This is a genomic window from Stenotrophomonas sp. EMP41, assembly GCF_047495535.1.
Classification (GTDB): Bacteria; Pseudomonadota; Gammaproteobacteria; order Xanthomonadales; family Xanthomonadaceae; genus Stenotrophomonas; species Stenotrophomonas sepilia.
This window is the reverse complement of the sequence record NZ_CP179923.1, coordinates 1236792-1261782: the sequence shown is the minus strand read 5'-3', so window position 1 is coordinate 1261782 and position 24991 is coordinate 1236792. Positions and strand designations below refer to the sequence as shown.

Sequence of the window (24991 nt, the reverse complement as noted above, 5' to 3'; positions counted from 1 at the left end):
TCGCCCCGGTCGCATTGCCCCGAGAAAAGCAGCCGAGCGTGGGCTCGGCTCTACAGCGCAGACCGGTAGACTCAGGCCTCCTGCAGCCCCGGCCGGCCATGCTCCACCGCAAAGCGCTTCCAGCTCTGCAGCGCGCCATTGGGCTGCATCACGGTGTCCAGCGTCTTCATGTCGCCGATCCACGCATCGCGGGTGACATCACACAGCACGTAGCCACGCTTGTCGGTAGTCGCCTTCAGATAGGGGCTGTGCGCAAGCTGGTTCCTGGCATACGCGTCCACGCCCTGGCCGTCAGCACCGGAAGTGATCGAGGTGGCGAGGAACTCGCTGGAGACCACGCCCGAGTCACGGTGGTCCTGCACCAGATCGCTGGCGTAGTGGCGATGCGCGTCGCCGCAAGCGGTCACCACGTTGCCGAAGCCCATCTTCTGGATGTGATCGAGCAGGCGCCGGCGGCTGTCCAGATAGCCCGACCACTGGTCGTCGGACGACTGCACTACCCCGTCCTTCTCGCGCATGTAATTGCCCAGCGCCACCTGGTGGGCGATGGTATGCCAGCGCGGCGCCGCATCGGCCAGGCCGTCGAACAGCCAGCGCTCCTGCTTCGCCCCCACAATGCTGCGCTCCGGCGATTCCACCTCCTCGCGCAGCGCCATGTTCACCTGCTTGCTGCGGTACTGGCGGGTGTCGAGCAGGTGCAGGTCCATCAGCGTGCCGTAGCGTGCGCGCCGGTACATCTGCATGCGGCCGTCGCGCGGGAACGCCGAACGGCGCAGCGGCATGTTCTCGTAGTAGGCCTGGAACGCCTGCGCGCGGCGCAGCAGGAACACTTCGCTGGGCGTATCGTCCTGGTCTTCGGCGCCGGCCCAGTTGTTGTCCACTTCGTGGTCATCAAAGGTGACGAACCACGGTGCCGACGCATGGGCGGCCTGCAGGTCGGCATCGCTCTTGTACTGGGCGTATCGGCGGCGGTAATCGTCCAGCGTATAGATCTGCGGGCCGACGTGGTTGCGCAGGTTGGTGAACGGCTGGCCGTTCATCTTCCGCAGGCCCGGCTGGCTTTCGCCTTCGTAGATGTAGTCACCGTAGTGGAAGACGAAATCGAGCGGTTCCTCGGCGATGCGTCGCCACGCGGTGTAGTGGCCTTCTTCGTAGTGCTGGCAACCGGCCACCACGAAGCGCACGCGATCCACCGCTGCCGTGGCTGCCGGCAGCGTGCGCGTACAACCCACTGCGCTGGCGTGGCCGCCTACGGTGAAGCGGTACCAGTAGGGCCGTCCGGGCGCCAGCCCGTCCAGCTCCACGTGCACCGCGTGGCCGAGTTCGGGATGTGCCATTGCCGAACCCTGGCGTACCACCCTGCGCATGCCTTCGTCTGCTGCCAGCTGCCACTCGACCACCATCGGCCGGGCCGGCATGCCACCGCCGAACACCAGCGGCTCGGTCGCCAGCCGTGTCCACAGCACCATGCCATCGGCCGAGGGATCACCCGAGGCCACGCCCAGGGTGAAGGGCGTGCTGGCAAAGCGCGGCGAGGCCAGCAGGTTGCGTGGGTTCAGTGCAGTGGCGTCGGACTGCGCGGCCAGTGCGCACGCCGTGCCCATCCAGGCGCCGGCAGCAGACAGGCCGGCCAAGGCCAGGAATCGCCTGCGATTGATCGTATCCACGGCGCTGCCCTCAGTTGTAGATGATGTGGAAGTAGAAGAAGCGGCCGTAGTCGTCGATCTCGGTTCGGAAACGCCCGTTCGGACCGGTGCTGTAGGTTGGCTGGGTGTTGAACAGGTTCTTGGCCTCGTACTTCAGCGTCACGTGCTTGCCGACCTTGTGGCTGAATGCCATGTTGAACGTCATGTATGGGTCGTAGTACGAATCCAGCCATTCGGTGTCACCGAAGTCGACCAGCATCCGGCTGCGGTAGGTTCCGGACAGGCGCAGCTGCGCGCTCCTCCACGGCATGCGCCAGATCACCGAACCATTGAGCGACCAGTCCGGCTGGTACAGCAGGCGATCCAGGCGGCGCGCGGTGCCATCGCTGATGCGGTAGTGGGTCTGGCCTTCCAGACGCGTCGCGTTGAAGTACATGTCGAAGCGCTGGCGGCCCCACTGCAGATTGCGATTGGCGACCGCGAACTCGATGCCACGCAGCGTGGACTCATCGGTGTTCATCGGCTGGGTGACCCGGTAGCGGGTGTCCCCCACGTTCTCGAACGTGGTCAGGGTGTAGATATCGTCCTTGATCACCTTGTCGAACAGCGCCACCGAGATCAGGCCGTTGTTGCCGTTGAAGTACAGGTCCCACGCCAGGTCGATGTTGGTGGAACGGCGCGGCTGCAGGTTGGCGTTGCCCTGCTTGATGGTGCAGAAGCCCCTGCCCTCCTCGTCATCGCCACAGCTGGTGCTGGTGGCCTGGGCGATGTTGCTCGGCGTCGGCCGGCCCAGCGTACGGCTGGCGGAGAAGCGCAGGCGCTGGTCCTCGCTCAGCTTGAACGTCGCATTCAACGAAGGCAGCAGGTTGTTGTAGCCGCCGCTCGTGTTGCGGAAGGCGGAGGTATACGTAGTGCCCCCATCATCGCTGAACGGGCTGTAGGCATCGAAGCGGGTGTGGTCGTAGCGCAGGCCGCCGATCAGCAGCAGCCGGTCCCAGGCGTAGTGCGCGGATACATAGGCATTGGCGATGTCCTCCACGTACTTGTAGTCGCTGGTGAAGTTGGCATTCGGATACGCCGCATTGTTGTTGCCCAGCTTCGGCAGCAGTTCCTCGTTCCACTTGCGGTTGTCGATCAGCGGGAAGCCCGGCACGCTGCCCAGCAGCGTCGAACCCGGATACAGGTAATCGTTGAGCGTGGCACTGCTCTTGAAGTAGTCGAAGTCGATGTCCTGCCAGATCTTCAGGTGTCGGTACTCGGCGCCGGTGGCCAGGCCGAAGCCACGCGCATCGGCGTCGATGTTGTAGCTGAAGTCCGCGCGCAGGTTGTCGATGCTCTCCTTGGCATCGCGCGGGGAGACATAGGCCTGCGCCGGATTGAGCTTGAACGCGGAGCTGGTCAGCAGGCTGGAATCAGAAACCGCTACCGCGTTTGGGAACCCGTGGCTGTCATTCTCGTAGTCGACGAACAGATTGCTTGGGTAGGCGCGCACTCCCCAGTAGACCTGGTTGTTGTGGAAGGTCTCTTCGGTGTGGCCACCACGCAGGGTCAGGCGCGAGCGGTCGCCGATGTCCCAGTTGAAGCTGGCGATGGCGCCACGGTTGCTGCGGTCCCAGCGGTCGTGGCGGTTCTTGATGTAGATGCTGTTGATCTGGGTGGTACCGCTGTCCTCGGTCTGGTTGCGGATCGGAAACCTGGCGTTGCCATACAGATCCGTCTTGTTCATCGTCGAGTTCTCGTAGAACCGGTACGAGTACAGCAGCAGCGATGCGTAGAACGGATCATCCGAGGGCTTCCACTCAAGCTTGGCGGAGCCACCGAAGTTGGTGATGAAGTTGGTATAGGTGCCGGTACTGAAGTTGCCAGGCGCACGCAGGCCGTTCCAGCCCTTGGCCTCGTCCGGACCCGTGGTGCCGTCGGTGAGGTATTTTCCAGCGTCGTTGTAGTAGTAGTTCGACTCCACCCAGCGCTTGACGCTGTTGCGTGAACGCTGCTCATAGCGTGCCACCGCAACGATGCCGAATTCCTGGTCGGCGCCGAACTGGTTGGAGAACACCATCTTGGCGCTCTTGCCGAAATGGCCCAGGGTCTCGTGGTTGCCGCCAGCGCTGCGCTCGACGTTGGTTTCGGCCGTGGAATAGATGCCTGCCACATCGGCAAAAACGTACTTGCCCGACCGGTCGAAGGCACTGCGGCTGATGATGTCGATCACACCGCCGATCGCATCCGGTGCCTGCTCCGCGCTGAAGCTCTTGTAGATGTCGGTACGGGTGCCGATGTCGCTGGGAATCAGCTGCAGGTTGTTCATGCGCTCTCCGGAGCCACTGCCACCCACGCTGGCAATCGCGATGCCATCGATGGTGGTGTAGTTGAGGTTGGCCTGCACGCCGCGTACCGTCACGTAACGTGGCTCACCGGCATCCTCCACCGCACTCAGGCCTGGAGCGGCCATCAGGCTCTCGGCCAGGGTCTCGTCGCCGTAGCTGTCCATCTCGTCGTAGACCACCGAATCCTTGATCACCGGCGACAACTTCTTCTGGTCGATGACCTCATGTGCGGCAATCACCTTCACCGTGCCCAGGGTCGGCGCCAGCACCGCCCCGGCCTCGCGCGGCATCGGCGCGGCTGGCTTCGGCGCATTGCGTGCGGGTGCCGGATCGATGGCGATGACATTGCCATCCACCACGGTGTAGCCCAGACCGGTACCCGCCAGCAGTGCGTCCAACGCCTGCCTGACGGTGGCGCCACGCGGCACAGCCCCGGCCATGTGCGCTTCACCGCTGCCCGAGTACAGGAACTGCACGCCGGAACCGCGCGACAACTGCTCAAGTGCACGTGCCAGCGGTTGCGCCGGGATCGCCGCCGACACGCGGGCTTCAAGGCCATCGGCAGCGGTCGCGGCCGCCGTTGGCACGCTGCAGGGAGACAGGGCGAGGATGATCGACAGGTAGAGCGTGTTGCGCATCACGGGTCCTTGGAAGAGAAAAGGCAGCAGGCGCCGCTGCGCGGATCGGCAGCGGCTTCTCCCAAGTAAGAGCCCGCATCCACCGAAGTGGAGAACACGGATTCGATGAATTTTTTCTGACAGCCCACGACCACGCAGGCCTCAGCGACTGCCAACCCGCACTGTGTCGCCTTCGCGCCTCACCACGAAGCGTGGGTCGCGTTCGAGGAAGGCCTGCAGCGCACCGATGCGATGCGCATCCAGGCTGCCGGACAACCGTGCCGATGCCGCGCCTTCGTCCAGCACGCGCACCTGCACCAGGTTGTGCCGGTTGAACGCAGCTGCTACCTCGTCCAGCCGCTCATCGAGGAAGGACACCTTGCGCTGCTGCCAATCCAGCAGCATCGACAGCGGCATGTCCACTGCCTCGACGGCATGGCTTCGCGCATCGACCTGCACCACCCGGCCCTGCTCCAGCTGGGCCAGGCGGCGGGCACCCGCGCCCTGGCTCCAGACCTCGACCTCGCCGGAGACCACGCCGATGCGCGTGCTCTGCAGCCGTCGCGATACATCGAACACCGTGCCGATATCCCGGATCTCCAGGCCGTTCACTTCCACCTCGAACGGACGGCGGTCGCGGGCGATGTCGAACGTGGCCTCCCCCTGCAGCAGTTCCACCCTCCGGCTGAACCAGCCCATGCGTACCCGCAGTCGGCTGTCCGCGTTGAGCCGCACCTGGGTCTGGTCGGGCAGCACCAGGTCGCGAAGTTCACCCTGTCCGGCACTGTAAAGCTGCTCGGTGGGCATCACCTGCGGAACCAGGCCCACGCCGAGCAGGGTGATACAGGCTGCGGCAGCCGCCACCCACCAGCGCGCACGACCGCGACGCGACACAGCGCGCGGCGGCGCGTGCACGCTACCGAACAGCGGCACCACCTTGGCGGCAACCTGCCGCGGTGGCACCAGCGCCTCGTCAGCCAACGGCGATTGCAGCGCTTCGCCCACCTGCCGGTGCAACGCGAGCGCGCGCATGTAGGCGCGAACATGCTCGGGCGAGCGCTTCATCCAGTCCAGGAACGCGACACGCCCGGCCTTGTCCAACACCCCCTCGCGATTGCACAGGAACCAGTGCTCCGCCTCACGTGCGACCTCGTCGTCAGGCCTGCGTGATGGATACCGGTTCATGTGAGCTCCCTGGCGCCCAGCGCCTTCCTGCAGGCGTCCAGCCCCTTGCCGATATGCTTGCGCACCATGTGCACCGACACCTGCAGCTGCTGGCTGATTCCCGGGCAGTCCAGCCCGTCGCGGTAGTGCAGCTCCATCACCCGGCGCGTGGTCGCCGGCAGTCGTGCGATGGTGCTGCGGATATCGTTCCAGCGCTGCGCACGCTCGAATTCACCTTCGATGTCTTCTTCGCTTTTCAGCACTTCGGCCAGCAGGTCGACGTCTTCCAGAGGCGGCAGCGACGACCGCGCGCGCGCATGCTCGCGCGCCAGGTTGGCCGCCACGGTGAACAGGTAGGCTTCGGGATTGTCGACCGCGTCGGCATCCTCGCCGGTGCTGCGCAGCAGCCGCAGGTAGACCTCCTGCGCCAGGTCTTCGGCATCTTCGCTGGCCGAACCGCGGCGCAGGAAGAAGCCACGCAGCAGCCGGCGCCGCAGTTCGTAGCTCTTCTCCCAGATCCTCACGCTGTTCACGGCCGGCCAACCACCCCGAGGCTGGAAAGCCCAGCAGGGTGACGGCCATTGATGACAGGGGCGTTGCAGCAGACGAACGTACCAGGCATTCCCCGCCCGGCACATCGGCGCATGATACGGCGTGCCACGCCAAGCCTTGCTTGCCAGAGACCCAAGCCGGGCCCGCCTATCGAAGGCGCGAGGCCGGACCTACGCTTGCCTCCTCGGTGGCCGCCACGGCCGCCCTTCGCGTCACGGCTTTGCCGTTGCGACCCCGCTCCAGTGCTGTGCGCCCTGCCGGTGTTGTCGCCCAGGCAGAGCCGGCGCCCTCTGGAGACAGTCATGAACCAATCCCTGATCCCCTTCGATACCGACCCGCTGGAAACGTGGGAGTGGCGTGAATCGCTGCAGGCGGTGATGCAGGCCGGCGGCCGGCCGCGCGCGCACTACCTGATCGACCAACTCAGCGATCTGGACGCCCGGCAGCACGGCGACCTGCATACCCGCGCATGGACGGCCTACGTCAATACCATCCCGCCCGAACGCCAGCCGGCCTATCCGGGCGACCTGGCCATCGAGCGCCGCCTGAACGCGATGATCCGCTGGAACGCGATGGTGATGGTGCTGCGTGCCGGCAAGCATTCCAACGTCGGCGGCCACATCGCCACCTACCAGTCGGCGGCAGTGCTGTACGACGTGGGCTTCGATCATTTCTTCCGCGGCCGCACCGACACCTTCGACGGCGACATGATCTACATCCAGGGCCATTCCGCGCCCGGCATCTATGGCCGCGCCTACGTGGAGGGCCGCATCGATCAGGAACGGATGGACAACTTCCGCCGCGAAGCCGGTCGCGAAGGCCTGTCCTCGTATCCACACCCACGCCTGATGCCGGAGTTCTGGCAGTTCCCGACCGTGTCGATGGGGTTGGGCCCGCTCACCGCGGCCTACCAGGCGCGCTACATGCGTTACCTGGAATACCGCGGCCTGAAAGAACACCAGGGCCGCAAGGTCTGGGCCTTCCTCGGCGACGGCGAGATGGACCAGCCCGAATCGCTGGCGGCGATTTCGCTGGCCGGCCGCGAACGGCTGGACAACATCGTGTTCGTGGTCAACTGCAACCTGCAGCGCCTGGACGGTCCGGTGCGCGGCAACGCCAAGGTCATCCAGGAACTGGAAGGCACCTTCCGCGCAGCCGGCTGGAACGTGATCAAGCTGATCTGGGGCAGTGGCTGGGACGACCTGCTGGCCCGCGACCACAGCGGTCTGCTGCGCCAGCGCATGATGGAATGCGTGGACGGCGACTACCAGACCTTCAAGTCGCAGAGCGGCACCTACGTGCGCGAGCATTTCTTCGGCCGTTACCCCGAGCTGCTGGAGCTGGTCGCGCACATGAGCGACGACGACATCTGGGCCCTGGCACGTGGTGGGCACGATCCGCAGAAGGTATACGCCGCCTACCAGCAGGCGGTGAACACCCGCGGCCGGCCGACGGTGATCCTGGCCAAGACGGTCAAGGGCTTCGGCATGGGCGAAGCCGGTGAAGGCCAGAACATCAACCACCAGCTGAAGAAGATGAGCGCCGATGCGGTGCGTGCCTTCCGCGACCGCTTCAACCTGCCGGTCAGCGACGGGCAGCTGGAGGAGATGCCCTATCTGCGCCCGGAACCGGGCAGCGCCGAAGCGGCCTACTTCGCCGAGCGCCGCCGCATCCAGGGTGGGCAGCTGCCGGCGCGCCTGGCCAAGGTCGGTCCGCTGCCGCTGCCGCCGCTGTCGATCTTCAACACCCAGCTGCAGGGCAGCGGCGATCGCGGCCAGTCCACCACCATGGGCTTCGTACGCATCCTCACCAGCCTGCTGAAGGACCCGGAGCTGGGCAGGCTGGTGATTCCGATCGTGCCAGATGAATCGCGCACCTTCGGCATGGAAGGCCTGTTCCGCCAGATCGGCATCCACTCCTACCTGGGCCAGCTGTACACCCCGCAGGACGCCGGCCAGCTGAGCTATTACAAGGAAGCCAAGGACGGCCAGATCCTGCAGGAAGGCATCAATGAATCCGGTGCGATCTGTTCGTGGATCGCCGCCGGCACCGCCTACAGCAACCACGGCCTGGCGACGATTCCGTTCTACATCTTCTATTCGATGTTCGGCCTGCAGCGCGTCGGTGACCTGGCCTGGGCCGCTGCCGATGCGCGGACCCGCGGCTTCCTGCTCGGTGCCACCTCCGGCCGCACCACGCTGATGGGCGAAGGCCTTCAGCACGATGACGGCCACAGCCACGTGCTGTCGTCGGTGATTCCCAGCTGCGTGTCCTACGATCCGACCTACAACTACGAGCTGGCGGTGATCATCCACGACGGCCTGCGCCGCATGTATGTCGACCAGGAAGACATCTACTACTACATCACCGTACTCAACGAGAACTACCCGCAGCCGGCACTGCCCGAAGGCACCGAAGCCGGCATCCTGAAGGGCCTCTACCTGCTGCATCCGGCAGCCGCCGACAACGCCTTGCAGCCACGCGTGCAGCTGATGGGCAGCGGCTCGATCCTGCGCGAAGTGGAAGCCGCGGCAGAACTGCTGCAGCAGGACTTCGGCATCGCCAGCGATGTGTGGAGCGCGACCAGCCTGACCGAACTGCGCCGCGATGGCCTGGCTGCCGAACGCTGGAACCTGCTGCACCCGGCCGAGCAGCCGCGCGTACCCTACGTGCAGCAGTGCCTGCAGGGCCATGATGGCCCGGTGGTGGTGACCACCGACTACATGAAGATCGTCGCCGACCAGATCCGTCCCTTCATCAACGACCGCCGTTTCATCGCGCTGGGCACCGATGGCTTCGGCCGTTCCGACACGCGTGAATCGCTGCGCACGTTCTTCGAAGTGGATCGCCACTTCATCGTACTGGCGGCCCTGAAGTCGCTGGCCGACGAACGCCGCATCGAACGCTCGCGGATGCAGGACGCGATCGACAAGTACGGCATCGACACCGGCAAGCGCGATCCGGCCGCCGCCGTGTAAGGCCGTTGCATTCACCACGCCTGCCCTGCGGGCGTGGTGAATGCAGCATCGCTACGGCATGCGCTTGAACAGGTTGGTCTGCAGGATCGGCGTACCGTCACGACCGTAGAACGCCTTGGTCTCGGTCATCGTTGCCTGGTCATCGGCGACGGTGTAGATACGGGTGGAGGCCGGCGTGCCGTGGTCCACCAGCTGCATCACCAGCGTGTTCGGCGCCGGCAGTTTCAGGTTGGCCTTGTCCGCGCCATAGGTGCCGGACAAAGGGCCCGGCGTACCGTCCAGCGCCAGCGTGCCGTCGGATTTCATGGTCTTGCCGTCGTGCAGGACGATGTCCACGTGCGAGCTCCAGCGGCCACCACCGGCATCCTTGAACTCGAGCACCACGTGCTTCGGGCGCTGCGCTTCGGGTAGCGCAGACGTGGCGATATCCAGCGACCAGCGCCCCAGCAGTGGGGAAGGCGAAGTCTCCACTGCCAGCGCCGGAACGGCGGGGAGTGAAAGCGCAGACAACAACACAGCGGACAACAGCTTCATACGTTGCTCCGTTCCAGTGAAGAAGATTCTGCGTGACGCGTTGTGGGGCGCAGCGCCTCGGATCGTGCCCGGCATCGTCGCCCGGCACAAGCAGGGCGCTGAACACGCGGCAACCTCATTCGCGCCCCCCGCGATTTCGGTCTGGCGGCAAGGTCTCATCCGTCCTTGCCGATACAAATAGTTACGTTATAACATTTCACTTCGCCTTCACGAGTCCTGCCATGCGTCGCCACCTGCTTGCTGCTGCCATCCTGCTCGCCGTCCACACCGCCCAGGCCGCGGACGAGCCCACCCTCCCCACCCTCCAGGTCCAGGCCTCGCAACCCTCGCGCATCGACAGCCGGGTCACCGTCGACAATCCGCAGGCGCAGAACCGCACCCTCGGCGGCCTGCTCGAGCGCGTCTCCGGTGTGCAGAGCACCGCCTTCGGGCCGAACGCGGGCGCCCCGGTCATCCGCAGCCTCACCGGCAACCGCGTGCAGATCCTGCAGGACGGCCAGTCGATTCTGGGCATGAACGCGATCAGCGGCGACATCAACATCCCGTTCGATCCGCTGTTCGTGCGCAGCGTCACCGTCAACAAGTCCTCGGACACGGTGCGCTATGGCGGCAATGCGATCGGCGGCAGTGTTGAGATCGATTCGGGCCTGATCCCGCGCAGCATGGAAGACAAGGACCAGTCGATGGAACTGGTCCTGCGCAAGGGCTTCAATGCCGCCGACGCGCAGGGCTTCCGCATGAACTTCAACAACCAGCGCAACCTCTCGACCAACCTGCAGGTTTCGCGCCAGCGCATCTCGCACTACGACATCCCCGGCAACAGCAAGGCCGCCGTCTGCAACACCCGCCTGTTCCCGCCGAGCGGCGGCGTCAACTCGGCGCTGGCCGACAGCTGCCAGAAGGAAGCACGCGTACAGCAGATCTACAACAAGGCCTCGCAGCCGTACATCGACCAGTTCATGACCGAAAATCCGGACTGGGCCGATGGTGACTTCTCGTTCTACACCAACCATCCGACCTCGGTCTGGCAGCGCCGCACCTACATCAATCCGGCCAACCCAGCCTACGTGCCCGGCACGCCGTCGTACGTGCAGAAGCAGATCAACAACGATGTCACGCCCGACTACCATCACCGGCTGGGCAACAGCTACGCACGCAACTCGCAGGTGGCCTTCGGGTCGACGCTGTTCTTCGACCGCGGCTACGTGGGTGTCAGTATCGATGCCAAGGACAGCGAATACGGCGTACCGGGCTTCTCGATGCAGAACCTGTCGTTCGGTTCCAACCATGCCGATGGCCTGCCGGTGGGCGTGGTGATCAAACAGGAACGCTACGCACTGGAAGCCCTGCTGCGCGATCCGCTGCCGTGGTTCGAGCGCGCGGAGCTGCGTGCTTCGATGCTGGGCAACACTTCGGGCGAGCGCCTGGGCAGCACCCGGGCCAATGACTACGACTTCGAGAGCAGCCAGGCCGAGCTCCTGCTCAGTCACCTGCAGCTCGGGCCGCTCAGCGGCCTGCTCGGCTTCAGCCACCAGTCGCGGGAGGTCACCGGCAGCGGTTCACTGCGCTACCTGCCCGACGTTGACACTCGCAGCAACGCGGTGTTCCTGAAAGAGACACTGGACGTCGGCTGGGCCACCTTCGATGCGGGTGTGCGCCACGAGCGCGTCGACCACGAGCTGCAGCCCAGCCGCTTCAGGACCGCACGCAATGCCGCCAATACGAAACTGGAGGATCGCGACTACCGGCTCAACAGCTACAGCCTCGGATCGTATGTCGAGCTCGGTCCGTTGTTCGCCGCCAAGGTGCGCTACTCGTCCTCGCAGCGCGCACCGGAGATCAACGAGCTGTATGCCAGCAACGCACACTATTCGGTGATGACCCAGGAAGAAGGCAACCAGAACCTCAAGCCTGAGCGCGCGAAGAACCTGGAGCTGACCGGCCTGTTCCACCTCGGTGGTTTCGAACTGTCGGCCACCGCCTACCGGATGAAGTACGAGAACTATCTCTACCTCGGCTACTCCGGCCTGCAGACCGCCAACCGTCTGCCACTCAAGTACTGGAAGCAGACCGACACCACGGTGAAGGGTTTCGAGATCGACGCATCGCAGGCACTTGACCTGGGCCGCTATGGCACGTTGAACGTGTCCGCCTTCGCCGACCTGGTGAAGAACAAGGCCGATAACCCCGATTCATTGCGCGCCCACAACGATGGCGAGTACCTGCCGAACATGCCGACCAACCGCTACGGTGCCAACCTGCAATGGCAGCGCGAATGCTGGAAGGCGCAGCTGTCGAGCACCTACTACGGCACGCAGAAGTACCTCGGCCGCAACGTCAGCGAGGAAATCCCGCTGGATGCGTTCAACCTGGTCGACCTGCAGGTCAGCCGCAAGCTGCCGGTGCGCAACAGCTACATCGCCGGCATGGAAGTGTTCGTCAACGGCAGCAACCTGCTGAATCAAGAAGCGCGTCCACACAACTCGCCGCTGAAATACATCGCGCCACTGCCGGGGCGTGGTTTCCAGGTGGGTGTGACGCTAAAGCTCTGAGGAGAGCCTGATTCGGTCGCCATCCAGCGATCAATGATCGCTGGATGGCACGCCGGGAGCCTGCGTCCGCGCAAAGAAAAACGCCTGCAGATCGAGGATCTGCAGGCGCTTCTTTGTATCTGGCGGAGTGAGAGGGATTCGAACCCTCGATAGAGCTTTTGACCCTATACTCCCTTAGCAGGGGAGCCCCTTCGGCCACTCGGGCATCACTCCGGGGTGTTCGCCGCGTCTGGTGCGTTGCACCTCAGCGGGGCGTGAATCATAACGTTAATCGAGTGCGAAGGTAAAGCGTTATTCGGCAGAATTTTCGCTACCGGTGCCACCGGCTTCATCACCACGCTGGATGCGCTGATAGATCTCTTCGCGATGCACAGCAACGTCCTTCGGCGCGGTGATGCCGATACGCACCTGGTTACCCTTGACGCCAAGCACGGTGACGCTCACCGAGTCACCGATCATCAGGGTTTCGCCGACGCGGCGAGTCAGGATCAACATTTTTGTAAGTCTCCATGGAACCGTGTGGAAGGGTATCCCCCACCGGCTTGACGCTCCGTCAAGAAGCGCTACCACGACAAAGGGAAAAGATTCGCAATGGTACCGTCAGCCGTCCCGCTCCTACAAGGAGGGGGACGGCCAGGTTCATCACAGGCGGGGGCTGACCCATTCGACGACTGCAGCCAGCGCAGTGGCAAGGGCGGGCCCGTCCTCGCCACCACCCTGGGCGAGGTCCGGGCGTCCGCCGCCCTTGCCCCCGATCTGACCGGCGATATGAGACAACAGTTCCCCGGCCTTGACCTTGCCCATTGCGCTGCCGTTCACACCCGCGACCAGGGCCGCCTTGCCGTCCTGGGCGCCGGCCAGCACGATGACCGCGTCGCCCAGCTGCTGCTTCAGGCGGTCCATGGCGTCACGCAGGGCCTTGGCGTCGAAGCCCTCCAGGCGGGCAGCCAGTACCTTCACGCCAGCAACCTCGACCGCCTGGCCGGACAGGTCGGCCGTGGCACCGGCGGCGACCTTGGCCTTCACGGCCTCCAGTTCGCGCTCCAGCTGCTTCTGGCGCTGGCCGAGGGCACGGATCTTCTCGACCACGTCGGCAGCGCTGCCACCGAGCAGTTCAGCGGCCTCGGCCAGGCGGGCCTCTTCGGCGTCCACGTAATCCAGCGCACCCTGGCCGGTAACAGCCTCGATGCGGCGCACGCCCGCGGAGACGCCGCCCTCGGAGGTGATCTTGAACAGGCCGATGTCACCGGTACGGTTGACGTGGGTACCACCGCACAGCTCGGTGGAGTAGTCCCCCATCTTCAGCACGCGCACGTGCTCGCCGTACTTCTCGCCGAACAGGGCCATCGCGCCGAAGTCCAGCGCCTCCTGCATGCCCATGGTGTGCACTTCGGCGGCGTTGTTGGCCCGCACCTGCTGGTTGACCTTGCGCTCGATCACCGCCAGTTCGTCGGCACTGATCGGCTGGAAGTGCGAGAAGTCGAAACGCAGGCGGTCCGGAGCGACCAGCGAGCCCTTCTGCTGCACGTGGGTGCCCAGCACTTCGCGCAGGGCGGCGTGCAGCAGGTGGGTGGCCGAGTGGTTGAGGATGGTGGCGCCACGGCGCTCGCCATCGACCTGGCCGGAGAGCACGTCGCCGACCTTCAGGCCGCCTTCGGACAGGGTGCCGACATGGCCATGGAACTGGCCGGCGAACTTCTGGGTGTCGTCCACCGCCAGGCGCACGCCGTTGCCGGTCAGCACGCCGGTATCACCGACCTGGCCGCCGGACTCGGCGTAGAACGGGGTCTGGTTGGTGATGACGATGACTGCGTCACCGGCATCGGCCGACTGCACCGGACGGCCGTCCTTGAGCAGGGCCAGCACGGTCAGGCCGTCAGCCTGCAGGCGGTCGTAGCCCAGGAACAGGGTCGGGCTCAGCGTTGCCACCAGCTCGGCAGGCAGGGTCACGCCGCCGCCGAACTTGCCGGCTGCCCGTGCGGTTTCGCGCTGCTGTTCCATCGCGGCATCGAAGCCGGCGATGTCGACGGTCAGGTCGCGCTCGCGGGCAATGTCCTGGGTCAGGTCGAGCGGGAAGCCATAAGTGTCGTACAGGCGGAACGCGTCAACGCCCGGGATCACGCCATTGCTGGCCTTGCCGGCCACGTCCTCGAAGATCTTCATGCCGGCGTCGAGGGTTTCGGCGAAACGCTCTTCCTCGGCCTGCAGCGCACGGGTGACGGTGTCCACCGCCGCCGGCAGTTCCGGATAGGCCTCGCCCATCTGCTCGATCAGCGTCGGCACCAGCTTGCTGAAGAACGGCTGGCGCACGCCCAGCATCCAGCCATGGCGCAGGGCGCGGCGGATGATACGGCGCAGCACGTAACCCCGGCCTTCGTTGGAGGGCAGCACGCCGTCGACGATCAGGAACGAGCAGGCGCGGATGTGGTCGGCAATCACGCGCAGTGACTTGTTCTCCAGGTCGGCGGTGCCGGTCAGCTCGGAGGCCTTGCGGATCAGCGCCTGGAACAGGTCAATCTCGTAGTTGGTGTGCACGTGCTGCAGGATCGCAGCCAGGCGCTCCAGGCCCATGCCGGTATCCACGCAAGGCGCCGGCAGCGGCACCAGGGTGCCGTCGGGCTGGCGGTCGAACTGCATGAACACCAGGTTCCAGATTTCGATGAAACGGTCGCCGTCTTCATCCGGCGAACCCGGGGGGCCACCGGCGATATGGTCACCGTGGTCGTAGAAGATCTCGGTGCACGGGCCGCACGGGCCGGTGTCGGCCATCTGCCAGAAGTTGTCCGAGGCGAACGGTGCGCCCTTGTTGTCGCCGATGCGCACGATGCGCTCTTCCGGCACGCCGACCATGTCGCGCCACAGCTCGTAGGCTTCGTCATCGGTCTGGTAGACGGTGACCAGCAGGCGTTCGGCCGGCAGCTTCCATACCTGGGTCAGCAGCTCCCAGGCCCAGGCAATCGCGTCCTTCTTGAAGTAGTCGCCGAACGACCAGTTGCCGAGCATTTCGAAGAAGGTGTGGTGGCGTGCGGTGTAGCCGACCTGGTCGAGATCGTTGTGCTTGCCGCCCGCGCGCAGGCAGCGCTGCACGTCGGCCGCGCGCACGTAGCTACGCTTCTCCGCGCCGAGGAACACGTCCTTGAACTGCACCATGCCGGAGTTGGTAAACAGCAGGGTCGGATCATTGCCCGGCACCAGCGGCGCCGAGGGCACGATGGTGTGGCCTTTGCCCTTGAAGAATTCAAGGAAGTCGCTGCGGATCTGGGATGTCGTGAATTTGGCGGATGCGTTCATTGGGGGCTGGCAGTCTGCGGGCCGGCGGACCCGGACCACCGGCCGTGTTGGCCAGGGTCGCGAGGGACCGCCGAAAACCTAAAGGGTATCAGGCCCGGCGCCGCCAGTCTCAGTCATCCGGGTCGTAGCGGGTCGCACGGCGGATGCTGTCGCCGTCGAAGCCCCGTCGGGCCAGCAGATCGGCGGCCTTGCGCCGCTGCGTCAGATCCTGCGGACCGGCCTCGCCAAAGCGCCGGCGGACCAGATCACGGGCATTTTCCTGCCAGTCGCCATCGTAACTGTCCATCGCCGCGGCAATCGCGGCACTGTCTAGGCCATGGGTGCCCAGCTCGGCACGGACATGGATCGGGCCATAACCCGTATTGGCGCGCATCCGCACCAGGTTCTCGGCAAAACGGGTGTCGTCCTGCCAGCCCGCCTCGGTCAGCTTGGCGACAGCGGCCTGCGCGGCTTCGTCTTCGATGCCACGGGCGGTCAGCTTGCGGGTGAGTTCCTTGCGCGAGTGTTCGCGGCGGACCAACAGGCCCAGCGCCCGTTGCACGGGGGTCTGCTCACGCGGCCGGCGCTTGCGGCCGGTCGGAATGTCTTCGGCGTCGGACATCGGTGCTCCAAGGGTGGCGCCGTCCTTGGCGCCCTGCCCATCCCTGGGCGATTCGAACCTGCGGGACAGGGCGACGTCACTGACGGCGCCGCCCTGCCCCACAGCAAGCCTTACTCGTCGTCGCCTTCGTCGTCGCCTTCCTCGCGGGCCGCTTCGGCCGGCTGGAATTTCTCACGCAGCTCGGCCTCGAGCTTGGCGGCGACGGTCGGGTTGTCACGCAGGTAGCCACGGGCATTGTCCTTGCCCTGGCCAATGCGCTCATCACCGTAGCTGTACCAGGCGCCGGCCTTCTCGACCAGCTTGGCATCCACGCCCATGTCGATCAGTTCGCCCTCGCGGCTGATGCCTTCGCCGTACAGGATCTCGGTGATGACCTGCTTGAACGGAGGCGCCAGCTTGTTCTTGACGACCTTGATCTTGGTCTGGTTGCCGATGATCTCATCGCCCTTCTTGATCGCACCGATACGGCGGATGTCCAGCCGGACCGAGGCATAGAACTTGAGCGCGTTGCCGCCGGTGGTGGTTTCCGGGCTCTGGCCCGGCATCATCACGCCGATCTTCATGCGCAGCTGGTTGATGAAGATCACCAGGGTGTTGGAACGCTTGATGTTGCCGGTCAACTTGCGCAGCGCCTGGCTCATCAGGCGGGCCTGCAGACCCGGCAGCTGGTCACCCATTTCGCCTTCGATTTCGGCCTTCGGGGTCAGCGCGGCGACCGAGTCGACCACCAGGATGTCGACCGAGCCCGAACGGACCAGCATGTCGGCGATTTCCAGCGCCTGCTCACCGGTATCCGGCTGCGACAGCAGCAGGTCGTCCACGTTCACGCCCAGCTTCGCGGCGTAGATCGGGTCCAGCGCGTGCTCGGCATCGATGAAGGCCGCAGTGCCGCCCATCTTCTGGCATTCGGCGATGGCCTGCAGGGTCAGGGTGGTCTTGCCCGAGGATTCCGGCCCGTAGATCTCAACGACACGGCCCTTCGGCAGACCGCCAATGCCCAGTGCGATGTCGAGCATCAGCGAACCGGTCGGGATGGCCTCGACGGGCTCGACCACGCGGTCGCCCATGCGCATCACCGAGCCCTTGCCGAACTGCTTCTCGATCTGGCCCAGAGCAGCAGCCAAGGCGCGCTTCTTGTTCTCGTCCATCGTATTGGTCCTTGCAGAGGTCATGTCGTTGGGGGTGCTGTCTTTGGGGGTCTTCTTTGCCATGGGTTCACTTTAAGTCGGACGTATCGCACAGGCTGAGATTCTGCCTGGCGCTCTGAAAAGAATTATCGGACATCCGTACCAACCTCAGTGGAACCAGAGAATCGCCACAAAAGACCGCGGGGTAATGCGCTATGGAGCGGGTCAACGATTGGGCCGAAGCAGGCCGCAATAGAGGCCTTCGATCGCAAAATCCTGGTCCGGCAGCACCTCGATCGGCTTGTAATCGGGATTGCGCGGCAGCAGGCGGATACGATCCTTGGCGATCTTCAGCAGCTTGACCGTGATCTCGTCATCGATGCGCGCCACCACGATCTGCCCGGAATGGGCGTCGCGGGTGCGGTGCACGCCGATCAGGTCGCCGTCGAAGATGCCCTCGTCGATCATCGAATCGCCCTGCACCTTCAGCAGGTAGTCCGGCGCCGGCGAGAAGAACACCCGGTCCAGCACCACGAAATCGTCCGAGCCGATGTCGGCGCCGATCGGCAGGCCGGCCGCAACCCGGCCCAGCACCGGCAGGCGCAGCACACTGTCGGGCAGGCCCGGCTCGGCCAGCTTTTCGACCGGCGGCGCCTGCACCAGGCGGATGCCGCGAGCCTGGCCCGGAATGCGACGGATCGCACCGGCCTGCTCCAGGGCTTCCAGGTGGTACTGGGCCGCGCGCACGCCCTTGAAGCCGAACGCACGTGCGATTTCAGTCTGCGACGGCGGTGCGCCTTCGCTCTCGATACGCTCGGCGATCAACTGCAGGATCGCCTGCTGGGTGTCGGTCAGGTCCATGGTTAGTAGTATTACTACTAACGCACACAACTGCAAGTGCCGGGTACGACAAACAGGTGATGGGGATCTGCAGTGCCGAGCCATGCTCGGCAGTTGGGCGAATGGCCGGGCGGCAACGGCAGAAGCAGCCGACCAGCGGTCGGCCCTACAGGAATCGCGCAGCGATTCCGCGGTTCCCGCGGGGAACCGCTGCTGCAAGCACGCTATGTGTGCTTGCCGCTCCTCCAGATCGAGAACAGGATCCACACGCCACAGAAGCCGGCGCCGATGAAACCGCACACCCCCAGCGCCAGCAGCCAGCGACTGGAGACCCCGCCAACGCTGTGCATGACGATCGAGGACCCGATGATCAGCGCGGCAGTGACGATACCCATCACCAGCCGGTTCGCTGCCCGATTCACCTGTTCGCCGAAGCCCTGCAGCGCAGTGGTTTCCACCTTCAGCTGGAGGCGGCCGCGGCGTGCGGCCTGGACCAGCTTGCGCAGGTCGCGCGGCAATTCCCCGGCGAAGTCGACCAGGCCCAGCAGGCTGCGCCGGCCACGCTTGAGCAGCGCCCCGGGCGCATAGCGCTGCAGCACCACGCGCTCCAGGAACGGGCGTGCGGCACTGGCCATGTCGAAATCCGGGTCGAGCTGGCGGCCCATGCCTTCCAGGGTCAGGAAAGCCTTGATCATCAGCGCCAGATCGGCCGGCAGGGTCAGGCTGTAGCTGCGCAGCAGCTGGGTAATGTCACCCAGCATCAGGCCGATGCGCAGGTCCTTCAGCGGCACGCCGCGATACTGGTCGACGAACTGGCTGATGTCGTGCTGCAGGCGGTTCTCGTCCACTTCCACGCCGCCGGCCCAGTCCAGCAGCACATCGGCCACGCCCTGCGGGTCCTGCTCGACCAGCCCGTGCAGCAGCTGCGCGACCTGGAAGCGGCGCACTTCGGACAACGCGCCGACCATGCCGAAGTCAATCACGCCGATGCGGCCGTCACGCAGGTAGAGGATGTTGCCGGGGTGCGGGTCGGCGTGGAAGCAGCCGTCCTCCAGCACCATCTTGAGCACGATGTCGGCACCGCGCCGGGCCAGTTCGCGCCGGTCCAGGCCCGCCGCATCGACGCCGGCCAGGTCACGCCCGGGAATGCCGTCGACGAAGTCCTGGACATTCAGGCTTTCGCAGGTCCACTGCCAGTGCACGCTGGGGATCAGGATGTCGTCACGACCACTGAAGTTGCGCGCGATGCGCTCGGCGTTGCGGCATTCGGCGGCGAAATCCAGCTCGCGGCGCAGCGACACGGTGAACTGCTGCACGACCTCGGCTGGACGATAGCGGCGCAGGTCCGGCAGCCGCGCCTCGACGATTTCGGCCAGGCGCGCCAGCAACCGCAGGTCGGCCTCGACCACGTCGCGGATACCGGGGCGCCGCACCTTCAGCACCACCTCGCGGCCGTCATGCAGGCGCGCGCGATGGGCCTGCGCCAGCGAGGCGGCGGCCATCGGGATTTCATCGAGGAAGGCGAACACGTCTGCAGGCGAGGCGCCCAGGTCGGCCTCCAGCTGCCCGCGGATCTCGGCGTACGGCAGGGCCGGCACCGCGTTCTGCAGTTCGGACAGCTCGGCAATCCACTCCGGCGGCAACAGGTCGACGCGCGTTGCCAGCACCTGGCCAAGCTTGACGAAGGTCGGGCCGAGATCCTGCATCGCGCTGCGCACGCGCACCGGCGCGGTCATCCGCAGCAGTTCCTGGCGATCCTCATTCCAGTGCAGAAGGCGCCCAGCGCGCTCCAGCGTGGTGGCCAGGCCGATGCGCCGCACCACGTCACCGAAACCATAGCGGATCAGGACAACCGCAATTTCCTGCAGTCGGCCCAGGTCACGGACCGTGCCCAGCGTTTCCCACATCATGCGTGCTCCGGACGATTACCGGAGCAGCATGTCACAGCTGGGCGTCGATGCCGCGCAATGCCGCCGCCACGGTTTGCCGGCGGATGGCTTCGCGGTCGCCCTCGAACTGGAACAGCTCGGCGCGGGCGTAGCCGCCACGCCGCTTCCACCCGATCCAGACGCTGCCGACCGGCTTGCCGGGGCTGCCACCGCCCGGACCGGCGATGCCGGTCACTGCCACCGCGATGCCGGCACCCGAGTTGACCAGCGCGCCGGAAACCATTTCCAGCACGGTTTCGCGGCTGACTGCGCCAAACTGCTCCAGCGTCTGTGCGCGCACGCCGAGCAGGCGCTGCTTGGCTTCGTAGCTGTAGACCACCATGCCGCAGTCGAAGAATGCCGACGAACCTGCGATGTCGGTCATGCACTTTGCAATCCAGCCGCCACTGCAGCTTTCAGCGGTCACCAGCTGCAGCGAGGCCTGCTGCAGGCGCTGCCCGAGCGCGGCGGACTGGGCATTGAGATCGGCGTCGGTGGGGATGGACATCGGCATGACGGTGGGGTGAAGAACCCCGTTGTACCGCAGATGACAGGCGGATGTCGCGCCCCTCCGGCACGGTTGCGTTGCCGGCCAGCGACCGGCACTACCCGGCATCGGCCGCTACCTCACCACTCCGGCAGTTTTTCCGGCAGCAGCGCGCGGATCGGGGCGCCATCGGCACTGGCGGCCAGCTTTTCGGCTTCGGCGATCGGCAGGTCGACCTGCAGCAGCCAACCGTCCTCATCGGCCTGCTCGCTACGGATCACTTCCAGCTGGTGCAGGCGCGCGCGCAGGCGGCCCGCATCCGGCGGCAGGCGCAGTTCGCCGGTGACGTGCTGCAGTCCCAGGCGCTTGCCCAGCACCGCCTGCAGCAGGTCCAGGCCCTGCCCGTCACGCGCGGAAATCCACACCCGCTCGCGGCGCGACTCGTCCGGGATACCGTCCTGGCCGTCGTGACGGACGTCGGCGCCTTCAATGCGGTCGATCTTGTTGAACACCAGCAACTGCGGCAGATCACCGGCACCGACTGCGGTCAGCACCTCGTCGACCTGGGCGATGCGCTCCTCGCGGTGCGGATCGGCGGCGTCGACCACATGCAGCAGGAAGTCGGCCTCGCGCGCCTCGGACAGGGTCGAGCGGAACGCCGCGACCAGATCATGCGGCAGATCGCGGACGAAGCCGACGGTATCGGCCAGCACTACGTTGCCGCCCGGAACCGCGATGCGGCGCACGGTCGGATCCAGCGTTGCGAACAGCTGGTCGGCGGCATAGGCCTCAGCGCCGGTCATGGCGTTGAACAGGGTCGACTTGCCGGCGTTGGTGTAGCCCACCAGGGCCACGCGCGGCAGCTCACTGCGCACACGCGCACGGCGCATCTGGGTGCGCTGCACTTCGACCTTTTCCAGGCGCTTCTGCAGCTGCTCCACCCGCTTCTGCAGCAGGCGGCGGTCGGTTTCCAGCTGGGTTTCACCCGGGCCGCGCAGGCCGATCGAACCACCGCGCTGGCGCTCCAGATGGGTCCACCCGCGCACCAGCCGCGTGGCCAGGTGACGCAGCTGCGCCAGCTCGACCTGCAGCTTGCCCTCGTGGCTGTGCGCACGCTGGGCGAAGATGTCCAGGATCAGGCCGGTACGGTCGATCACCCGGCGCTCGAGGAAACGTTCCAGGTTGCGCTCCTGGCCCGGGCTCAACGCATGGTTGACCAGGATCAGGTCGGCCCCGCTGGCGTCGGCCGCAGCCTTGATCTCGTCCAGCTTGCCGCTGCCGATCAGGGTCGACGGATTCGGACGGTCCAGGCGCGCAGTGATCGTCGCGGCGATGCTGGCCCCGGCCGAGCGGGCCAGATCACCGAATTCTTCCAGCACATCGTCTTCCAGCTTGCCGAAATGGGGCTGGATCAACAGGGCGTGTTCGCCCTTTTTCGAGCGGTCAAACATTCACCGCTCCGGTATTACTCGTCTGCTTCATCACCTGCCTGACCACCTTCACCCGACTGCACGTACCCACCGCCCGGACCCACCTTCACGTTGCGTGCCGGAACGACGGTGGAAATGGCGTGCTTGTAGACCATCTGACTGACCGTGTTGCGCAGCAGGACCACGAACTGGTCGAACGACTCGATCGTGCCCTGCAGCTTGATGCCGTTCACCAGGTACACCGAAACCGGCACGCGTTCGCGCCGCAGTGCGTTCAAGAAAGGATCCTGCAGCGATTGCCCCTTGGACATTGCACACTCCTGATTATTGTTCTTATTGGGTTGCCGACGGTTGCCGCGGCCCCCGAGCCGCCCGCCGACCGATGGATGTTACACGGCTGGCGGGGATTCAGCGTGCGACGAAGGTCGACACCGCGCCGGCCAGGCGCTCGTGGTCGATATGGGGGTCGAACCAGCGCGCATCAAGCTCGCCGCGCAGCCAGGTCAGTTGGCGCTTGGCCAGCTGCCGGGTGGCGAAGATCGCCCTGTCACGGAAACGTACGGCATCCCCCTCCCCGTCCAGATACTCCCAGGCCTGGCGATAGCCGACCGCGCGCACGGCCGGCAGGTCCAGGGGCGCCGCCACGGCGGCCATTTCCGGCATCGCGCGCAATGCTCGCACCTCGTCGAGAAAGCCCTGCCCCAGCATGGCATCGAAGCGCGCCTCGATGCGCTGGTGCAGAACCGCCCGGTCGCGTGGGGCCAGGATCAGCTTGAGGGTGCGCACCGGCAATGGCGCCACACCCGGCCGGCGCTGCCATTCAGTAATGGGAATACCGGTCAGGCGATAGACCTCCAGCGCCCGCTGGATGCGTTGCGGGTCGGTGGCATGGATGCGTGCGGCGGCGGCCGGGTCGACCTTGGCCAGCTCGGCGTGCAGTGCCGCCCAGCCACGCTCGGCCGCCTCGGCGCTGAGCGCTTCGCGCATTGCCGGGTCGGCCTCCGGCATCGGCGACAGGCCCTGCAGCAGCGCCCGAAAATACAGGCCAGTGCCACCGGCGAGGATCGGCGTCCTGCCACGCGCCACGATGTCGGCCACGACCCGCCCGGCATCGGCGGCGAACTCGGCCGCCGAGTAGGTCTGCCAGGGATCGCGCAGGTCCAGCAGATGGTGCGGCGCCTGCGCGCGCTCCGTCGTATCGGGCTTGGCCGAACCGATGTCCAGGTGGCGGTACACCAGTGCCGAGTCGACGCTGACGATTTCCCCACCCAGCTGCCGTGCCAGGGCGATCGCAGTGGCGGTCTTGCCACTGGCGGTCGGCCCCATCACGGCGATCGCCAGTGGCCGCCGATCGATAGCCATCAGTCTTCGTCCGGCCAGCGGATCGTCGGCGCAGCGTCGGCGCGCGGCGTCGGTACGGCTTCCACCGCCTGCCAGATCTTCAGCGCATCAACGGTGGCCGCCACGTCATGCACGCGCACGATGCGCGCGCCACGCTGGACTGCGATCAGGTGCGCGGCCACCGAGGCCGCTACCCGCTCGGACGGCGTATCGCGACCGGTCAGTTCACCGAGACTGCGCTTGCGCGAGAGGCCGGCCAGCATCGGCACGCCCAGTTCCAGGAAGCGCTCCGAACGCGCCAGCAGGGTCATGTTGTGGCCGGTGGTCTTGCCGAAGCCGAAACCGAGGTCGATCAGCAGGTTCTTCTTCGCGATGCCTGCCATCTCGGCAGCGAACAGGCGCTGCACCAGGAAGCCGTGCACCTCGGCGACCACATCGTCGTAGTGCGGATCGGCCTGCATGTGGCCCGGTTCGCCCTGCATGTGCATCAGCACTACCGGCACGCCGGTTTCCGCGGCGGCGTCCAGCGCCCCCTCCTGGCGCAGGCCGAAGATGTCGTTGATCATGCCGGCGCCAGCGGCCACGGCCGCACGCATCACTTCCGGCTTGAAGGTGTCGATACTGATCGGCACGTGGGTCCGGACCGCCAGCTGCTCGATCACCGGAATCACCCGGCCCAGCTCCTCCTCGACCGATACCGGCGTGGCGCCCGGGCGGGTCGATTCGCCGCCGATATCGAGAAGGTCCGCGCCCTCCTCGACCAGCTTCAGCCCATGAGCGACTGCGGCCTCGGTGGTGTCGTGCGCGCCACCATCGGAAAACGAGTCCGGGGTGACGTTGACGATGCCCATGACCCGGGCACGGTCGAGGCGCAGGATGCGGCCGGCGCAATCGAGCTGGGGCGAGGTATCGAACATGGGCAATCCTGCAGGGACAACGGCGGGTAGTTTAGTTCGGCAGGGCGGCGCCCTGCACCCGCAGAGGCCAGAGCTACAGCAACAGCCGGAGCAACAGCGGGTTCACTGAAGAATGGCGGGATGGGTCCGGTTGCGGGGGCCGCTGCAAGTACGTCCATGTAAGCTCGGTCGCCGCTTGCTCGTGTGCGCTGTCCTGCGCACACGGCAAGACCGGGGTTGGGAGTCCTGCCCAACCCGCCCGAGGCATGCCTCGGGCCCATGCGGCTCACGCCCCCGCAACCGGACCCACCCCGCCTTCGACAGATTTCCGCGATCTGTTGGAACGAATATCGGGGTCAGATCCGTTTTCCGGAGGAAAACGGATCTGACCCCATATTGATTTCGATATCTGACAGAGATTCATCCACGCATGGCGTGAATCCACCGTGCCGACCAAGGTCGACACCTACCGACAGCGGCCGGAATCTGTCAGAGGTGGGGCGGTGTCGGACTGCGGGGTGTCAGCCGCATGGATGCGGCTGCCAAGCCTACAGGGACGTACTTGCGGCGTCCCCGCACTCCGACACCGCCCCGCCATGCTACGGAAAGCCCGCTGTTGCTGTTGCTGTTGCTGCTGAGGTTGCCGGCCAGCGGCCGGCACTGCCACGGGTGCAGGGCAC

Annotated in this window: 18 protein-coding genes and 1 tRNA gene; 2 read left to right on the top strand and 17 right to left on the bottom strand. The window is 65.8% G+C overall.

Annotated elements, in window-relative coordinates:
• Positions 1–71: 71 nt before the first annotated feature.
• The 4 genes from ACMGRF_RS05800 to ACMGRF_RS05785 all read right to left on the bottom strand — a co-directional run bounded on the left by ACMGRF_RS05800 (position 72) and on the right by ACMGRF_RS05785 (position 6287).
• Positions 72–1667: an alkaline phosphatase D family protein gene (locus tag ACMGRF_RS05800; protein WP_099486202.1), complete on the bottom strand. Its 1596-nt coding sequence runs from the start codon at positions 1665–1667 to the stop codon at positions 72–74.
• Between the two features lie 10 nt (positions 1668–1677).
• Positions 1678–4611, bottom strand: coding sequence for a TonB-dependent receptor (locus ACMGRF_RS05795; protein ID WP_049412855.1), 2934 nt, complete (start codon positions 4609–4611; stop codon positions 1678–1680).
• A gap of 141 nt (positions 4612–4752) precedes the next feature.
• Positions 4753–5775 (bottom strand): FecR family protein, encoded by a 1023-nt coding sequence (locus ACMGRF_RS05790; RefSeq protein WP_049412857.1) that lies wholly within the window; start codon positions 5773–5775, stop codon positions 4753–4755.
• Positions 5772–6287, bottom strand: coding sequence for an RNA polymerase sigma factor (locus tag ACMGRF_RS05785; protein ID WP_049412859.1), 516 nt, complete (start codon positions 6285–6287; stop codon positions 5772–5774). The genes ACMGRF_RS05790 and ACMGRF_RS05785 overlap by 4 nt, the downstream gene beginning before the upstream one ends.
• 321 nt (positions 6288–6608) lie before the next feature.
• Here ACMGRF_RS05785 and aceE point away from each other — a divergent pair, with 321 nt between their 5' ends.
• Entirely contained in the window at positions 6609–9284 is a 2676-nt protein-coding gene (gene aceE / locus ACMGRF_RS05780) for a pyruvate dehydrogenase (acetyl-transferring), homodimeric type (RefSeq protein ID WP_414485699.1), read from the top strand.
• Positions 9285–9335: 51 nt separating this feature from the next.
• On the opposite strand, the gene ACMGRF_RS05775 is transcribed toward aceE, so the two are convergent.
• Positions 9336–9818 carry a LuxR family transcriptional regulator gene (locus tag ACMGRF_RS05775; RefSeq protein ID WP_099486194.1) on the bottom strand — a complete coding sequence of 161 codons (483 nt, stop codon included), beginning with the start codon at positions 9816–9818 and terminating at the stop codon, positions 9336–9338.
• Positions 9819–10039: 221 nt separating this feature from the next.
• Between ACMGRF_RS05775 and ACMGRF_RS05770 the strand changes: the two genes are divergently transcribed.
• The gene (locus ACMGRF_RS05770) at positions 10040–12370 is read left to right on the top strand and encodes a TonB-dependent receptor (protein WP_049439892.1); all 2331 of its coding nucleotides are present in this window, start codon (positions 10040–10042) and stop codon (positions 12368–12370) included.
• A gap of 120 nt (positions 12371–12490) precedes the next feature.
• On the opposite strand, the gene ACMGRF_RS05765 is transcribed toward ACMGRF_RS05770, so the two are convergent.
• The 12 genes from ACMGRF_RS05765 to folP all read right to left on the bottom strand — a co-directional run bounded on the left by ACMGRF_RS05765 (position 12491) and on the right by folP (position 24332).
• Positions 12491–12583, bottom strand: a tRNA-Ser gene (locus ACMGRF_RS05765).
• A 78-nt stretch (positions 12584–12661) separates the two neighbouring features.
• Entirely contained in the window at positions 12662–12865 is a 204-nt protein-coding gene (gene csrA, locus ACMGRF_RS05760; RefSeq protein WP_004152909.1) for a carbon storage regulator CsrA, read from the bottom strand.
• Positions 12866–13012: 147 nt separating this feature from the next.
• A complete protein-coding gene (gene alaS / locus ACMGRF_RS05755) occupies positions 13013–15661 on the bottom strand; it encodes an alanine--tRNA ligase (RefSeq protein WP_049439894.1) in 2649 nt (882 codons plus the stop codon).
• Between the two features lie 109 nt (positions 15662–15770).
• Positions 15771–16262: a recombination regulator RecX gene (recX, locus tag ACMGRF_RS05750; protein ID WP_049439895.1), complete on the bottom strand. Its 492-nt coding sequence runs from the start codon at positions 16260–16262 to the stop codon at positions 15771–15773.
• Positions 16263–16372: 110 nt separating this feature from the next.
• Complete coding sequence (recA, locus tag ACMGRF_RS05745; RefSeq protein ID WP_049412870.1) at positions 16373–17410, bottom strand: recombinase RecA; 1038 nt, start codon at positions 17408–17410, stop codon at positions 16373–16375.
• Between the two features lie 204 nt (positions 17411–17614).
• Positions 17615–18250, bottom strand: a complete 636-nt coding sequence (gene lexA / locus ACMGRF_RS05740; protein ID WP_005412936.1) for a transcriptional repressor LexA — start codon at positions 18248–18250, stop codon at positions 17615–17617.
• Between the two features lie 203 nt (positions 18251–18453).
• Positions 18454–20136, bottom strand: a complete 1683-nt coding sequence (gene ubiB, locus ACMGRF_RS05735) for a 2-polyprenylphenol 6-hydroxylase (protein ID WP_111191467.1) — start codon at positions 20134–20136, stop codon at positions 18454–18456.
• 34 nt (positions 20137–20170) lie between these two features.
• A complete protein-coding gene (locus ACMGRF_RS05730; RefSeq protein WP_049412881.1) occupies positions 20171–20665 on the bottom strand; it encodes a CinA family protein in 495 nt (164 codons plus the stop codon).
• Positions 20666–20784: 119 nt separating this feature from the next.
• Complete coding sequence (gene hflX, locus ACMGRF_RS05725; RefSeq protein ID WP_049439898.1) at positions 20785–22095, bottom strand: ribosome rescue GTPase HflX; 1311 nt, start codon at positions 22093–22095, stop codon at positions 20785–20787.
• A 14-nt stretch (positions 22096–22109) separates the two neighbouring features.
• Entirely contained in the window at positions 22110–22385 is a 276-nt protein-coding gene (hfq, locus tag ACMGRF_RS05720) for an RNA chaperone Hfq (RefSeq protein ID WP_004152891.1), read from the bottom strand.
• A gap of 97 nt (positions 22386–22482) precedes the next feature.
• Positions 22483–23436, bottom strand: a complete 954-nt coding sequence (gene miaA / locus ACMGRF_RS05715) for a tRNA (adenosine(37)-N6)-dimethylallyltransferase MiaA (protein WP_414485698.1) — start codon at positions 23434–23436, stop codon at positions 22483–22485.
• Positions 23436–24332 (bottom strand): dihydropteroate synthase, encoded by an 897-nt coding sequence (gene folP / locus ACMGRF_RS05710; RefSeq protein ID WP_049412877.1) that lies wholly within the window; start codon positions 24330–24332, stop codon positions 23436–23438. The genes miaA and folP overlap by 1 nt, the downstream gene beginning before the upstream one ends.
• Positions 24333–24991: the final 659 nt, after the last annotated feature.

What these genes read in the sequence shown, in the direction of transcription:
- aceE (WP_414485699.1), top strand. Translation starts at nt 6,609, where the DNA reads ATGAACCAATCCCTGATCCCCTTCGATACCGACCCGCTGGAAACGTGG.
- hflX (WP_049439898.1), bottom strand. Translation starts at nt 22,095, where the DNA reads ATGTTTGACCGCTCGAAAAAGGGCGAACACGCCCTGTTGATCCAGCCC.
- ACMGRF_RS05730 (WP_049412881.1), bottom strand. Translation starts at nt 20,665, where the DNA reads ATGTCCATCCCCACCGACGCCGATCTCAATGCCCAGTCCGCCGCGCTC.
- csrA (WP_004152909.1), bottom strand. Translation starts at nt 12,865, where the DNA reads ATGTTGATCCTGACTCGCCGCGTCGGCGAAACCCTGATGATCGGTGAC.
- folP (WP_049412877.1), bottom strand. Translation starts at nt 24,332, where the DNA reads ATGTTCGATACCTCGCCCCAGCTCGATTGCGCCGGCCGCATCCTGCGC.
- alaS (WP_049439894.1), bottom strand. Translation starts at nt 15,661, where the DNA reads ATGAACGCATCCGCCAAATTCACGACATCCCAGATCCGCAGCGACTTC.
- ubiB (WP_111191467.1), bottom strand. Translation starts at nt 20,136, where the DNA reads ATGTGGGAAACGCTGGGCACGGTCCGTGACCTGGGCCGACTGCAGGAA.
- recA (WP_049412870.1), bottom strand. Translation starts at nt 17,410, where the DNA reads ATGGACGAGAACAAGAAGCGCGCCTTGGCTGCTGCTCTGGGCCAGATC.
- ACMGRF_RS05795 (WP_049412855.1), bottom strand. Translation starts at nt 4,611, where the DNA reads ATGCGCAACACGCTCTACCTGTCGATCATCCTCGCCCTGTCTCCCTGC.
- miaA (WP_414485698.1), bottom strand. Translation starts at nt 23,436, where the DNA reads ATGGCTATCGATCGGCGGCCACTGGCGATCGCCGTGATGGGGCCGACC.
- lexA (WP_005412936.1), bottom strand. Translation starts at nt 18,250, where the DNA reads ATGGACCTGACCGACACCCAGCAGGCGATCCTGCAGTTGATCGCCGAG.
- ACMGRF_RS05790 (WP_049412857.1), bottom strand. Translation starts at nt 5,775, where the DNA reads ATGAACCGGTATCCATCACGCAGGCCTGACGACGAGGTCGCACGTGAG.
- hfq (WP_004152891.1), bottom strand. Translation starts at nt 22,385, where the DNA reads ATGTCCAAGGGGCAATCGCTGCAGGATCCTTTCTTGAACGCACTGCGG.
- recX (WP_049439895.1), bottom strand. Translation starts at nt 16,262, where the DNA reads ATGTCCGACGCCGAAGACATTCCGACCGGCCGCAAGCGCCGGCCGCGT.
- ACMGRF_RS05775 (WP_099486194.1), bottom strand. Translation starts at nt 9,818, where the DNA reads ATGAAGCTGTTGTCCGCTGTGTTGTTGTCTGCGCTTTCACTCCCCGCC.
- ACMGRF_RS05770 (WP_049439892.1), top strand. Translation starts at nt 10,040, where the DNA reads ATGCGTCGCCACCTGCTTGCTGCTGCCATCCTGCTCGCCGTCCACACC.